Consider the following 14,513-nt stretch of genomic DNA (forward strand, 5'->3'; position numbering starts at 1 on the left):
ATGTCTTTTGGTTTTTGTTTTATTTGCTATTCTTATTATATCATGACTTGGGTCAAAATCAGTAAGTTTTTTCTACGACTGCGACGTTTTATTTTCTTTTGTCGACTTATTATTGTTCTTGTCCGATTGTTCGTTTGTGTTCGTTGAAGACTTTTTCTTGTTTTTCTTCCCGTTGTCATTTTGCTGAGCAGAAGAATTCTTGCTCTTGTCATTGTCAGACTGCTGGCCGTCTTGAGGCGGCATTCCTTGGTCTTGACCGTTCTGTACTGGACCACCATCCTGTGGTGGCATGCCATTATCTGGTCCACCATTTTGACCATTCTGACCTGGCTGTGGTGGCATTCCATTTCCTGCATTCTGACCATTCTGCCCCTGCTTTGGTGCTCCTGATATAGTAGCTGTCTGTTGAATAGCTGATTGCTGATTGTTTGTACCGTGAATAGCTGTCGCAAGACCATAGCCACCTAGAAGTCCGACTGCTAGAGCACCACCCGTCGCAACCGTCAGCCACCATTTTGTACTTTTTTCTACAACAATCATTTTTTCCATATCCATTTAATACGATTCCTTCTTTCTTTTGTAAATTTTTCAATCTGTTTCTATCAAACAAGAAGCTAATACAGCTTACAAGTCATCCTATACACATCCTTTCACTTGAATAGCATTATCATATAGATTTTTACTTAAACAGGACTGAATTTTTTCTTAAAAAAGGCTGAAAGATAGGGAAAATGGTTTATGAAAAGTGCTTTTTCAATATACGGCTATATTTATCTAATAAAAGAAAATCAGCTAATCTTGAAGACAGAAGATTGAGTTTAGCAAACAAAGATGCCCCTTGCCCCATCAGGATGACTCTTTGATGAGACTTAATACCTTTTAGCAAAGCTAGGCAAACTTCATCTGTAGTTGAAATCTTAATCCCCATTTCCTTCCAAACAGGATGGTAAGGCTTTTCTGAGGGTGTGTCTGCAGCATTGGGACAAAAATAGGTTAAATACACCTTTTTCTGCTCCTGCTTTAATTCGCGATTCATTGATTCAATAAAAGAAAAAATCCCTGCACGACTAGCCACATCTACGCTATAGTAAGGGAAAGCGAGCCGCCCATCTGCAAAACCGCCAGAATGCACAATTGTAGCACCTTTTTCATTTGCTAATAAGGGCAGAAAAATCTTGCTAATAAGAATGGCGCCAGATAAATTGATTAACAGTGTCTGCTCTATGTCCTCAAGGGAATGCGCTGACAAAGACTTTCTTACATCAAAACCAGTTGCATTGATAACAATATCTATACATTCCGACCACTCTTGTATCTCTGATACTACATTTTTTAGAGACTCTTCACTTGTTATATCCACTGAGCTTATTGGAATAAAAGACGAAAATTCTTGCACAAATATCTTTAACTTCTCTATATCTCTTCCTAAGAGATATAACCTAGCACCTGCTTGATGAAAAGCTCGTGTATAGACTCTTCCCAAACTACCACTTGCACCAATGATTACAACCTTTTTATTTTTAAAATAATTATCAAACATATAATTCTCCATTCTCTAGTGAGTCTTTTGTGATAAATTCAATAAAACAAGTCCGACAATAACTAGACTTATCCCTAAAAGACTTACAGCTGTTACTTTTTCGTGCCAAAGCAGAATAGATAATATCGTTGTCCCTACTAGACCTATTCCAGACCAAATAGCGTAAGCTAGATTTAACTGAATGCCCTTTAAAGATAGAGATAAAAAGAAAAAGCACAAGCCATAAAACATCAAAGCAAGGCAACCGAAAAATAGTTTCGAAAAACCTTGAGATAGTTTTAAAAGACTTGTGGCGGCAATTTCAAATAGAATTGCGAGAGATAAATAAAAATAGTAAAACATTGTTTTCCTCCTAATATTCTAAATAACTAAAAAGTTAGCAGGAAAATCAATAGAACTATCCGAGAGATGAAACAAAGCAAGTCCAAAGTGTACAGGCATTTGTCAAAATCATTGATTTTATGCTCGAATCTTTGGAGATAGATAAAGCTTTTCGACCACATAGCTCATCTAATGAAATCTGGTAAAAATCGGCTAGACGAATAAGACTTGCACTATCTAGAATCGTCTTATTATTTTCCCAGTTCGAGATGGTCTGCCGAGTCGTTCCTAGTGATTCTGCAATCTGAGCTTGACTATAGCCTTTTTGCTCCCGTATAAACTTCAATTGTTTTCCTAACATTATCTTTTCCTCCTCATCATACTTATTTTTTAGTTGTTTGGCTAGATGAAATTCTTTAACATTAGTGATTATTGTATGTAAAAATTCTTTGACATGGCTATTATAACACGATTTACGTTAATCTTAAAATACTTGCCTATCTAAAACACTTGATACATCTATCAACCATTTGCCCCAAAAATCCTCAGTAAAAAAGACTGGGACAAAATTGTCTCAGTCTAAATTTATCATGTTCAAAAGCTCTTGATGCAGGAGCTACTTATCTTTTTACGACTCTTTCTTAGAAGGGCGGAAGCCAGCTGAAGCTAGCAAGGCCGCAAAACCAAGATAAGTGAGAAGTGCACTCGTATTGCTTCCAGTTTTAGGCAATTGCCCTTGAGTGGTTTGGTAGCTGACAGATAGCTGCATGTTGCTTGGTTGCTTACTTGCAGATCTTTGATGCTGCCAATCCTGGTTTGAAAGAGGCTCAAATTTCTGTGCTGTTTGAACAGTGATTTCTGCAGGAGGTGTTGAAACACTAACCTGATTGGATGCTATCCGATATTGATTATTAATCAGCAAGCTGAAATGATTGGTATAGGTTCTGCCTGGATACAAGAGTCGGCCGACTGCTGCTGGAGCTAGCGTCTCAGTCGCAGTATTCAAGTCAGTATTGTAGCGTTCAAGCAGACCTGGTGCAGCAACAAAAGTCAAAACTCTGGTGCTCGGGTCATAAGAAACCTCATAACCAGGACTTTTCGCTCTAGTCACTTCTAGATCCAATTCAAAACCTTCCGGCAGACGATCTTCCAATACGAAAGAATGAATTGGAAGACGATAAGCAGGCAAAGCATCTGTTACCAGATTAAGAACAGCAAAACTTCCCGAGCTAACCTCTTGTTGATGAATGTTCTTCTTGGACTCATCCTCCACCTCTTCTCTGACTTTTAACTGGATAAAGAGCTGGTTAAAGTGATAAGTTTGAGTCGGCGCTTGCGGACGGCTTGGCAAAGCTTGATAGCTAGGTTCAGCCGGCTTTTGAGGAACCTCTTTATAGTTCGGCTTGTCGGGTTCCTCCATCAAAGGCAGGTCACTTTCTCTGACAGGTGACTGAGGCTCAGGCTGAAGAACAGGTTCTTGAGGGCGCTGAGGTTCCTGCAGATAGCTTGGTTCTTGAGGTACTGCCTGTAAAGCAATCTCTTCTTCATAAACTGGTGGTTTCGGAGCCTCTCCGCCGCTTGCTTCAGGATCTTTTTGAGGTTTTTCTGGTTCCTTCAAATAAGATGGTCGTTGTGGTTCCTGTGGCAGTGGATTTTCGACCGGAGCTTGCGGAAGGCTCAGCAAGGGCTGCTCCTTCTCATAGGTCGGCTCTTCAACTGTATCCGGCTCTTTCAATAAAGAAGGGGCGCTAGGTTCGTCTGGCAACTCCTGATAAGCTGGCGCCTGCGGTTGAAGCGGCTCAGGCAGATAAGTTGGCTCTTGCGGAAGAATTGCCAAATCTCTTTCCGGTAGAGCTACTGGCTCCTCAGGCCGACTTGGAAGAGCAAGAGACTGAGTTTCTGTCGGCTGGCTAGGAAGTTCTTGATAGGCTGGCTGAGCTGGCTCTTCTGGCAAAGTTTGATAGACTGGCTGACTCGGAAGAGGATGCAAGGCCTTGACTTCCTCATAAGTCGGTTCCTGAGGTTGAGCAACTTCTGTCGGAGCAACAGGCTTGATTGGAACACCTTTGGCTTTAATATCTGAGTTAAAGACAAACCAAGCAGAACCTCGATTTCGCGAACCGATATCAAAAGAAATGACATCTCCCTGGGCTTTACCTACAATAGCGCCATACCAGTTATAGGGACTAGTTGGCGTATCCCACTTATTATACTCAAAGCGAGAGCCTTCCTTCTCATGGTTAATAGAAATATCGGCATGAACACCGGTATCTGGGTGAATGTTAATAGCAGATCCTGTGATAGGAATATATTCACCATTAAAATTCTTGATGTACTCAATCGCAGCTTTATTCGTATTTAAAGATGAGAAGCTAACAAGCGAACCTGTCATATCAAGCCTTTCTCCAGCTTCATCGAAAAACTCCGCTTGGACATTGACTCGAGAATGGCCGCGAAAATCCAAGGTCCAGACAGTCAAGGTCGGATCCTTAACTAAGAAAACTGGAAGCTTATCCTGACTCTTCGTTGATTCTTTCAGAGTATAAGTGTAGACAACTTTAGCGATTTTCTTGCCTTGAATACTGGAATTTTTGATATTGGTATAAGTAGCTACCAGAGGCACATCTTTCTGTAAAATGACTTTAGTCTGATGCTCTTTCCCTTTTAAAACACTGGTCAAGGCAGTCATTCCTGATTGATCCATTCCCCAAGAACGAACCTCATCAGTCAGCTCATCATTGGTATAGGTTCTAATAGAGGGATCAAGCGTCAAGACAGCCTGGGGCTCAGATTTGAATACAAAAGGCTGGCTTTCAACCTTACTGAGATAGCCTTCTTCATTTTTCTTAGCTTCAGCTTCCTGCAACTCTCTTTCAAAAGTTACAAGAGCTGCATCATACTTAGTTTTGGCAGTATCATAGGCAGCTTTTGCCTTCTTATATACTTCCAAGAGCTTATCATAGTCAGCTTTCAAGCGGGCATTTTTTTCCTTAATGCTTGCATTTTCCTGCTCAATCACTGCGTTCTGTGCTGAAATAGAAGCAAGGTTTGCCTCATAGTCTTCTTTTAGTCTTTGATTTTCTGCTTCAATCCTTGCAAGATTTGCTTGGTAGGTCGCTAAGGCTGCCTGATAAGCAGCTAATTTATTCTTGTTTTCTGTCTCAATCCGAGCAGTCGCCTCCTGATAGGTAAGTAAGGCTTTCTCATATGCTTCTCGACTTTTCTGATTGCTCTCGGTGATTCGAGCCACATCCTGCTCATATTGAGCTAATTGCCTTTTATAAAGCTCTTGTTTTTCCTGATTTTGCTGACGAATCTGGGCATTTTCAGCTTCAATGGCTGCATTACGGGCTGTTACTCCTGCTTTTTCTGACTCATAGGCAGTTTGCTGCTTCTTATTTTCACCTTGAATACGCTCAAGTTCAGCTTGATAGGCAGTCAAAGACGCTTGATAATCTCTTTCTTTGGCCTCATTGGATGCCTCGATTTCAGAGCGATTCTTTTGATAAGCAACTAATTTGCTCTTATAGTCTTTCTCTGCCGCTTGATTTTTTTGTCGAATCTCAGCCAATCGCTCTTGATAAGCAGCTAAATCAGCCTGATACTGCTCCTTTAAGGCTGCATTTTTCTTCTGAACAGCTAGATTTTGCGCTTCAATCTCTTTATTCTGTTCTTGGATTTTAGCCAAGGCTGTCTCATAAGATTGTTGGGCTGCTTGATTGGCTGTTTGAATGCGTTCTACTTCCTGTTGGTAAGTCGCCAATTCTGACTGATACTGCTGCTCTAGCTCGGCATTGTCTTTCTGAACTCGAGCCAATTCTTTCTCATAGTCAGCCAAGGCTGCTTGATAAACAGCTTCTTTTTCTGCCTTAACCTGAGTTAGTCTGGATACTTCAGCTTCATACTGCTTGACTGCTTCCTGATAGACCTTTTCAGCTGCCTGATTTCGTTCTGTTATGGCTGCATTTTCAGCTTGGGCAGCTTTGTTGTGAGCTGAGACCTGAGCAAGCTTTTCATCATAGCGACGCTTTGCTTGAGCATTCTTCTCCTGAGTAGCTTTCAGCTCTGTAGCATAGCTCTCCAAAGCAGTTTTGTAGTCTGCTTTCGCTTGAGCATTTTCTTGTAAAATTCGTGAACGCTCCTCTTGATAGGCTGCTAAAGCTGCTTGATAGGAGGCTTCTTTCTCTTGATTGATTTTTACTATACGGTTTAATTCTGCTTGATAAGCCGTCCGCTTCTGTTCATATTCCGCCTCTAGCTGAGCATTTTCAGCTTGAATACGACTGGACTCTTGTGCATAGGAAGCCAGAGCCTTGTCATATTGGTCTTTCAAGGCTTGATTGGCAGACTCTTTCTGGCTGAGTTCTTTCTCATAAGTCTTCAGTTGCTCTTGATAAGCTGCTGTGGTTTCACGTATTTCCTTGACTTGAGTTGCGTAATCGGCTTGGGCTGTCTCCCGTTTACTAGCAGCTTCTTCTGGATTTCTAGCTGTTCCTAAATTAACAGCAGGCTCCTGCTTTAGCTGGATACCCGCTTTCTCAGCCTCTGCCATAGCTTGGTCCATTTCCGCATGGGAAACCTCTAAGGGAAGCTTGCCTTGACTTACAGGCTCTGACTGAGCAGGGGCAGCAGTTGGCTGGGGTGCTTCGGTTGGTGAAAGTGCAGCTTCAGAAAGGGCAGACTGATCGGCTGCTGAAGATACCTTTTCCTCTGCTTGAACTGATCCGGCAGCTACCAACAAAGCCGCACCCAAAACAGCTCCGCACAAGCCCTTAGAAAGGCGGCTCTTGCGGAAGCCATAGACTATTTTCTTTTCCATTATAATCTCCATTTCTCCTTTAAACAGTTACCTGTTTATTGTCCATATTGTTCTATTTTATCAGAGCAAAAGCAAATAAGCAATGTTTAAATACTCAAAATGATAAAGAAAAAGCCTGAGATAGATAATATCTCAGACTTTCTTGTCAATTTAATTAAAACTATCAGATCGCAGCTCGAATCGCTTTTTCCACTGCTTCTTTCTCACGTTTCACCAATTCAACACGCGCAGCAATTTCTTTGATTCCCATGCTGATGTTTCGGCTAATCGCCATATCATCCAACTGTGGCTCAAAGAAGGCTTTGTACTCTGCCAATCTCTCTTCTGTCTTGAAGATTACTGCTGGGCTAATGACAAAGCTATCAAAGCTCATATCGCCACCTAGCGCTGCCTTGATCCAGTCCCAATTCTCACGCGCCCAAGTCCATACTGCTTCTTGAGTAAAATCACGGCTGAGGAAACGGGCATACCAAGCTGACAAATCCTGCGGTTTTACAGTAAATTTATCCTTCCAAGTCGCTAACAGTTCATCCAGGGTTTCCTTGTTCTTCGTATAAGAAAGGGCTGTAGAAAGCGCATTTTTGAAGCTTCCGTCATTTGAAGCGACATATAGGTCCAGATAAAGCTTAGTCAGCTCTTTGCTTTCATGATGCTTGATTTGGTTGACCAATACCTGCAAACGAATAGCGGCAGGGAGTTTTTCCAAATTATCACGATAACTATCAAAAATCTGGCTTGCTTGAGCTTTAGCTGTCTCGTCGTCAGCCTTAATCATATTGCCCACAATTAGCTGACGAACCATCTCATCCTCATCGCTTTCACCTTCCTGTTTTTCAAAACCAAGACGGTCGAAATTACTTTGACTTAGAACTTTCAGCAAGGCTTTGTAATCTTCTTCTGTCTGACTGCCTTCATCCACAAAGCGATTCAATCCTTCCAGAACTTGGGAAACAGCTGAAACTACCATATAAGAAGTTTCGTTTACCAGCTTACTGATGACTGGCAGCAGGTCCGCATAGGAAATCTTACCAGACTCTGCCAGAAGTCGGCGCTCCTGCACGATTTGCAGTTTGCTGATATTGTCCAAAGAGCTGAGATTATTCAGAAGAGCTTCTAGCAACTCACCTTGATAATCTGTAATATAGTGGGCCGTGTTTTCTGTATTAAGACGCAGGGCTCCTTCATTTTGCGCTGCCAAGGCTGCATAATTCGGAATTTCCAGTCTTTCTGTCGTCAGAGTATCAGGAAGTCCTTGCCAATTGCTATTGAGCGGTACTGGCCAGAGGCGACCTTTGTCTTCGTGCTCCCCAATGAAGAACTGCTTCTGCGTCAAAATCAAGGTATCATTTTCGACCTTGGCAGTAACAACTGGATAACCCGGCTGCTCCAGCCAAGCATCCATAAAGGCAGCTACATCACGACCAGAAGCTTGAGAAAGAGCGTCCCAGAGGTCACGACCGATGGTATTTCCATACTGGTGCTTCTCAAAGTAGGCACCTAGCCCCTTACGGAAAGCATCATCTCCCAGCCAACGGCGCAGCATGTGCATGAGACGGCTGCCCTTAGCATAGACAATCGCCCCATCAAAAAGAGTATTAATTTCATCAGGGTGCTTGACCTCTACATGGACCGACTGAACGCCATCTGTCGCGTCACGCTTGAGGGCATATGGAGCTCCACTGGTCTGGAAATCTTCAAAAATCTTCCAGCTAGGCTCAATTGCATCAACTGAGACATACTCCATCATATTGGCAAAGCTTTCATTGAGCCAGAGGTCATCCCACCACTTCATGGTAACTAGATTTCCGAACCATTGGTGGGCTAGTTCGTGTGCAACAACCAAGGCAACTGTCTGACGGCTCAGAGCTGTTGAATTTTCATCCACCAGCAAATAGATTTCCCGATAGGTCACCAAGCCCCAGTTTTCCATAGCACCAGCAGAAAAGTCTGGCAGAGCCACATGAAGTGACTGAGGAATAGGATACTTGACTCCATAATATTCTTCGTAAAATTCAATACAGCGAACCGCAATGTCCAAAGCAAACTCTAGATTGCTCTCTGGGTGGGCCTTGGTCGCATAAACTCCAACCATGGTTCCATTCTTGGTTTTAGCAGTAATTCCTTGCATATCACCTGCAGCAAAAGCCAAGAGATAGGAAGACATACGTGGAGTCGTTTCAAACTTCCAAACACCAGTTGCTTTGCGGTTTTCAACATCAATTTCCGGCATATTAGACAGAGCTAACTCGCCCTCTGCTTGGTCAAATTTCAAAGCCAAATCAAAAGTTGCCTTAGCCTCTGGCTCATCCACACTCGGAAAAGCTTCACGAGCAAAATGGCTCTCAAACTGCGTAGAAATGATCTCTTTTTTCACACCATCAACCGTGTAGTAAGATGGGTAAATCCCTGTCATATTGTCCGTAATCTTACCAGTATAATTTATGGTCACCACTACAGACCCAGTTGCTTCCAGCTCAATATAAAGAGCTTCATCGTCCTTATCAAGAGTGAAAGGACGAGCTTGGCCAGCCACCTCTACAGCTTCAACTGTCAAATCTTTTTGATGTAGGGAAATCTTACTCGTCTTAGCTTCCCCAGTAATGGTCACCTTGCCTGAAAAAGACTTGTCGGCACGATTCAGATCCAAAAAGAGATCATAGTGCTCAGGAACAAAAGTTTCAATAAAATGTTTAACTGCTTGCATCAGCTTCTCCTCATCTAGCGAACAACATGGCAAGATTACTCTGCCGCCCTTGTCCGTTTATAATCTGTTATTATTGTATCATATTTAGAAGATTTCGTTGCAGAATAAATGCAAACAAAAAGACAGGAAAACCTGTCCGTTTGGTTTATGATAATAGAAGAAAGGTCAAGAGTTCTTCTTTTCTTTCTCAAGTTCCTCTAATTTTTTGTTATAGATTCGATTTTCTTCGTGATAAGTTTTGTTTAGCCGTTCTTCATAACGATGAATTTTTCTCTCAAAAATTTCTCTATTTTCTTCTATTTGGCTTAATTCATATGAGGGCACGGTATCAGGACTATTGCGACAAAAAGATAATAGCCATTCGCTCATTTGCTCTGAAACATTTTTAGCCTCTCGTCTCATATTCTGATAATCCCATTCATACTCGCTGACTTTCTTTCGAAAAGCTATATGCTCGTCATCAAGGCGCTGAATTTTTTTCTGAATATCCATACTACCTCCTATAGGATAGGGCTGGCTAATTCAGGCTTTGGAACAGCACCTAAAACCTCTTTGACTGAATCTGCCGCCCCACCAGAGAAAGCCCCAGATAAATCCGCAGGCACTTGAGAAGACGCAAAAGATTTCATAGTCTCGGCTTGATTATTCAGCCAGCTTTGCAAAGCTTGACTTTCAGCTAAAAGAACAGCTCTTTTAGCTGAAATCAAGCCACGAATAGCTATGCGTTCCTGAATCTTTAAATATTCTTTTTTTATACGTTCCGCTTCAACTCGATCTTCTGTATTTGGTTCAATCATACATTCTCTCCTATTTTTTTGTGAAAATCTGGGCGCCTTTTTGATCAATCTCCACAATCTTATCAGCAGCCTTGTTTAAACTTCCAGCAATGCCAGTCATTGTAGTCATATAAGAGTTTGCTGACGCAAGAGTAGATGCTTCTGTTCCGTCATTCCAAGCAGTTGATATGCTCAACTCAGATAGTAATCCTTCTATCTCATCAGCAGAAAGATTGTGGGCTAGAGTATAAGCTGCATCTCTCAGTTCTTTGATATGATTTTCAACACTAGATTTAGCACTTTTTATCTTATCTTTAATTTCTTGCTCATATACTTCAGCCTGAAGCTGAGCTGTTTGCGCACTTGTACGAACAAGTTCCTCTCTTAAACTAATTTTTTTGTTGCCAGAGCTGGTTCTTAAAGAAGCATGAAGTTCATCAATGTGTTGTCTATTTATGGCGATTAAATCCTGTTTAGAAGGCTCAGGAGCAAAGTCTCCATATTCCTTTAAATACTCACTAACATAATACTCAGGATTTTGCTTGTCATCCTCTAATCCATAATTTGCGATTGCTACATTTACTTTGTACGTTTTTGCTTTATATTCAGCAATCTTTCGGACCTGTTTTTCTGTCATACCAGTAGCGAATCGATTTTTTTTATAATACCATTCAACATCTAATCCATTCCCCTTCATTTTAGGAGTTCTTGGTGAATGTCCATCTTCCCCTTCAACTACCTCAAATTTCATTGTTTTTCCATAGGGAACATAACCACTATTTCCGTCTAAGAAAACAACATCGCCTCGACTATCTCTATAGATAGTAGCATTTTTGTTAAGATAGGCTACTTGTTCTTTTGAAATACCACCTGTGTCAACAGCTTTTTTAGCCGCAAAATCCATAAAATTTGTCACTTTGATTGTACGGTTCTGTTTAAGACCATACTTCGAAGCTGTATAAGCTACCCCAGGTCCTGCTTGACTGTGCCCAGACATATTAGAAATGATACCATTATGAGATTTTATCTTTTCTTCAGTAATTTGATAAAACATATCAATATCATCTGATTGGGGAGTCAGCATTCCTGGAAATATGCCAAATGCACCACTAGCAAAGAATGCTCTTTCAGATGAATCAACAATATTCCGATTCTTTTTCCAAAAATATGGTTGATTCCCAAATTCTTTTGAATTTTCAAAGGGCATCTGAGTACCAGCAACAACTATGGTTGTTTCTTGGTAGTTTGGATTTGCTCCATCTTTACTATCAACAGGTACAACTGCCATTGCTTGAGTTGTACTATCTTGTCGATAAACGATTTGATAATACTCAGGGTTATCATATGTTCCGGCATTTATAACTGCTCCCTCACTTTTTTTAACATTCCCCTTAAGACCTAACTGTAATCTTCGAACTTCTTGATCAGACAAAGTCATATCATTCTTCTCCTTTGCTTAGCTTAACATTGTAAATGATTTCAGCTTCTGGGCTTCCTTTTTCATCCTTAACAACATCCTTTAACTGACTGTCTTCAACCAATAAAGAAATATTTTCATCTGTACTTCTAGCCTTCGTGAGCTTTGCTTCGTCTGGCAAATGTTTTGCATTTGAAACATCAATGTCATTACCTTCTGAGTCCATTAATTCTATAACATTATTTCCTGAACCATCAAAATCAAGAAATATATGAGTAACCAAACCATAGCTACTAGGTGTGTAGTTCTTTATTGTTGTTCCTAATGTTGCTTTATTCCCATATTTATCATAAATCGTCGGACGTACATAGGCATTTGAGAAAGTTGACCCTTCCTCAGTAATGTAGATTGGGGAAAACTCAATCTTTTCAACCCCTGAGTAATGCTCTTTTATATAAGTTCCTAGTTGCTCTTCCAGAAGTCGAAAGCCATGCTGATAGAGTTTGGCTGTTTTGGGGCTAAGGTTAGGTTTTGTCAATTTGTTATACATATAGATGCCTCCTGAAATTATAATGAACAGAATTGTTAAAGCAATAATAATCTTTTTTTTCACTAATATACCTCCTTACACCGATTCGTAAAAATGCTCACATGTTTTTCTAATAGTATATCATAGTGTCTCGCCATTGTCATATAAAATTTTTTATCACTTCCGCTAAAAATACTCTGTTACATCGATAAAAGTTTCATTCCTTAATGAGTTAATGTGATATCATCCTTCCTCTTTGCTTAGCTTAATATTGTAAATGATTTCAGCTTCTGGGCTTCCTTTTTCATCCTTAACAACATCCTTTAACTGACTGTCTTCAACCAATAAAGAAATATTTTCATCTGTACTTCTAGCCTTCGTGAGCTTTGCTTCGTCTGGCAAATGTTTTGCATTTGAAACATCAATCTCATTACCTTCTGAGTCCATCAATTCTATAACATCATTTCCTGACCCATCAAAATCAAGAAATATATGAGTAACTAAACCATAGCTATTAGGTATGTATTTCTTTATTTTTGTTCCTAATGTTGCTTTATTTCCATATTTATCATAAATTGTCGGACGTACATAGGCATTTAGCATAGAACCACCATTATCTCCTGTAATATAAATCGGAGAAAATTCAATCTTCTCAATACCTTTATAGTGTTCTTTGAAATAGATTCCATATTGTTCTTCTAAGAGTCGAAAGCCTCTCTGATAGAGCTTGGTTGTTTTGGGGCTTAGGTTAGGGTTTGTTAGTTTGTTGTATATATAGATTCCGCCTGACATTACAATGAATAGAATTGTTAAAACAAAAATAAACTTCTTTTTCACTAATATACCTCCATTATAACGCGTTTTCATAGTTCTTTTCTAATAGAATAGCATAATACCTTAGTATTGTCATATAAAATATTTTTCATTATTTTTGGCAAACTTCTATCCTCAACTACCTAAGAAAATAGTTGTCTTTGTCGCTTAGTTCACGCCACATCATCCTTCCTCTTTACTTAGTTTAACATTGTAAATGATTTCAGCTTCTGGGCTACCTTTTTCATCCTTAACAACATCCTTTAACTGACTGTCTTCAACCAATAAAGAAATATTTTCATCTGTACTTCTAGCCTTCGTGAGCTTTGCTTCGTCTGGCAAATGTTTTGCATTTGAAACATCAATGTCATTACCTTCTGAGTCCATTAATTCTATAACATTATTTCCTGAACCATCAAAATCAAGAAATATATGAGTAACTAAACCATAGCTATTAGGTGTGTAGTTCTCTATTGTTGTTCCTAATGTTGCTTTATTCCCATATTTATCATAAATAGTTGGACGGATATAGACATTTGAGAAAGTTGACCCTTCCTCAGTAACGTAGATTGGGGAAAACTCAATCTTTTCAACACCTGAGTAATGCTCTTTTATATAAGTTCCTAGTTGCTCTTCCAGAAGTCGAAAGCCATGCTGATAGAGTTTAGCTGTTTTGGGACTTAAGTTAGGTTTGGTTACTTTGTTGTATATATAGATGCCGCCTGATACCAAAACAAGAATAAGAGCAAGTGTCGTAAAAATTTTTTTCTTCATCATTTTCTCCTAAATTCTTCATTATGAAAATACATTACATTTTTTATATTCTTATAGTGTAACATAGTCGGACTCAAGTTCCAATGAAAAACAGGATACTTCAGTATAGTCATGAATATACAAAAAAGACACGAAACAAATCGTATCTTTTGATGATTACAACTCAATAATTTTACCTGTTTCAAAGTAAACAACCCATTCACAGATATTCTTGGCATAGTCGCCGATTCGTTCCAGATAAGAGATAACTTGGAAGTAGTCACGGCCAGTCACAATCAGCTCTGGATTTTGTTTGATTTCCTCAGTAGCAAGATCGCGAATATCATCAAAGTATTGATTGATTTTCTCATCTAGAGCTGCTACTGCATAGGCTTGGTCTACATTTCCATTGAGGTAGACATTCAGTGTTTCTTCGACGAAATTCTTAACATCGCGCCCCATCTTGCTGATGGCATCTTCTACGGACTCAATGCGAACTTCTCCCTTCATCCGAACAGTAGCTTTGGCGATAGATACAGCGTGGTCACCCATGCGTTCCAAATCACTGCTGGCTTTCAGCACGGTGATAACGGTTCGCAAATCCTGAGACACAGGTTGCTGCAGGGCGATGATTTCCAGAGATTTTTTCTCCAGTTTCACCTCGTATTCATTGACTTCAGCGTCGTCTTCAATGACCTGACGAGCCAGTTCACGGTCATGCGTAACAAAGGCACGAACCGTCCGGTTAATCTGCGATAGGACTTCGTTTCCCATCGCGTAGAATTGATTATGAAGTTTTTCTAAATCTTCTTCAAATTGTACTCTAAGCATAAAATTCCTT

General features: G+C 40.2%; 13 protein-coding genes. All 13 read right to left on the reverse strand.

The genetic code is table 11. The annotated features are described in order from the left end of the window. Positions 1-72 precede the first annotated feature (72 nt). Complete coding sequence (locus K1I80_RS04265; RefSeq protein ID WP_125356929.1) at positions 73-555, reverse strand: hypothetical protein; 483 nt, start codon at positions 553-555, stop codon at positions 73-75. 181 nt (positions 556-736) lie between these two features. Next, on the reverse strand, positions 737-1,552 hold the full coding sequence (locus K1I80_RS04270; protein ID WP_125356930.1) for an SDR family NAD(P)-dependent oxidoreductase: 816 nt from the start codon (positions 1,550-1,552) through the stop codon (positions 737-739). Between the two features lie 3 nt (positions 1,553-1,555). Next, positions 1,556-1,882 carry a DMT family transporter gene (locus K1I80_RS04275; protein ID WP_002904310.1) on the reverse strand — a complete coding sequence of 109 codons (327 nt, stop codon included), beginning with the start codon at positions 1,880-1,882 and terminating at the stop codon, positions 1,556-1,558. A gap of 55 nt (positions 1,883-1,937) precedes the next feature. Further along, the gene (locus tag K1I80_RS04280; RefSeq protein ID WP_002904309.1) at positions 1,938-2,222 is read right to left on the reverse strand and encodes a helix-turn-helix domain-containing protein; all 285 of its coding nucleotides are present in this window, start codon (positions 2,220-2,222) and stop codon (positions 1,938-1,940) included. A gap of 267 nt (positions 2,223-2,489) precedes the next feature. Then, a complete protein-coding gene (locus tag K1I80_RS04285; protein ID WP_223311287.1) occupies positions 2,490-6,692 on the reverse strand; it encodes an LPXTG cell wall anchor domain-containing protein in 4,203 nt (1,400 codons plus the stop codon). A gap of 151 nt (positions 6,693-6,843) precedes the next feature. After that, positions 6,844-9,384 (reverse strand): M1 family metallopeptidase, encoded by a 2,541-nt coding sequence (locus K1I80_RS04290; protein WP_223312779.1) that lies wholly within the window; start codon positions 9,382-9,384, stop codon positions 6,844-6,846. Positions 9,385-9,549: 165 nt separating this feature from the next. After that, entirely contained in the window at positions 9,550-9,876 is a 327-nt protein-coding gene (locus tag K1I80_RS04295; protein WP_223312778.1) for a hypothetical protein, read from the reverse strand. Positions 9,877-9,884: 8 nt separating this feature from the next. Further along, on the reverse strand, positions 9,885-10,181 hold the full coding sequence (locus K1I80_RS04300; protein WP_223312777.1) for a hypothetical protein: 297 nt from the start codon (positions 10,179-10,181) through the stop codon (positions 9,885-9,887). A gap of 10 nt (positions 10,182-10,191) precedes the next feature. Continuing rightward, the gene (locus K1I80_RS04305) at positions 10,192-11,598 is read right to left on the reverse strand and encodes a hypothetical protein (protein ID WP_223312776.1); all 1,407 of its coding nucleotides are present in this window, start codon (positions 11,596-11,598) and stop codon (positions 10,192-10,194) included. Position 11,599: 1 nt separating this feature from the next. Then, the gene (locus tag K1I80_RS04310; protein ID WP_223312775.1) at positions 11,600-12,190 is read right to left on the reverse strand and encodes a hypothetical protein; all 591 of its coding nucleotides are present in this window, start codon (positions 12,188-12,190) and stop codon (positions 11,600-11,602) included. 159 nt (positions 12,191-12,349) lie between these two features. Further along, entirely contained in the window at positions 12,350-12,973 is a 624-nt protein-coding gene (locus K1I80_RS04315; protein ID WP_223312774.1) for a hypothetical protein, read from the reverse strand. A 129-nt stretch (positions 12,974-13,102) separates the two neighbouring features. Next, the gene (locus K1I80_RS04320) at positions 13,103-13,693 is read right to left on the reverse strand and encodes a hypothetical protein (protein ID WP_223312773.1); all 591 of its coding nucleotides are present in this window, start codon (positions 13,691-13,693) and stop codon (positions 13,103-13,105) included. A gap of 156 nt (positions 13,694-13,849) precedes the next feature. Continuing rightward, on the reverse strand, positions 13,850-14,503 hold the full coding sequence (phoU, locus tag K1I80_RS04325) for a phosphate signaling complex protein PhoU (RefSeq protein WP_002897761.1): 654 nt from the start codon (positions 14,501-14,503) through the stop codon (positions 13,850-13,852). Between the last annotated feature and the right edge of the window lie 10 nt (positions 14,504-14,513).

Source organism: Streptococcus sanguinis (assembly GCF_019929225.1).
GTDB classification, from domain to species: Bacteria; Bacillota; Bacilli; order Lactobacillales; family Streptococcaceae; genus Streptococcus; species Streptococcus sanguinis_J.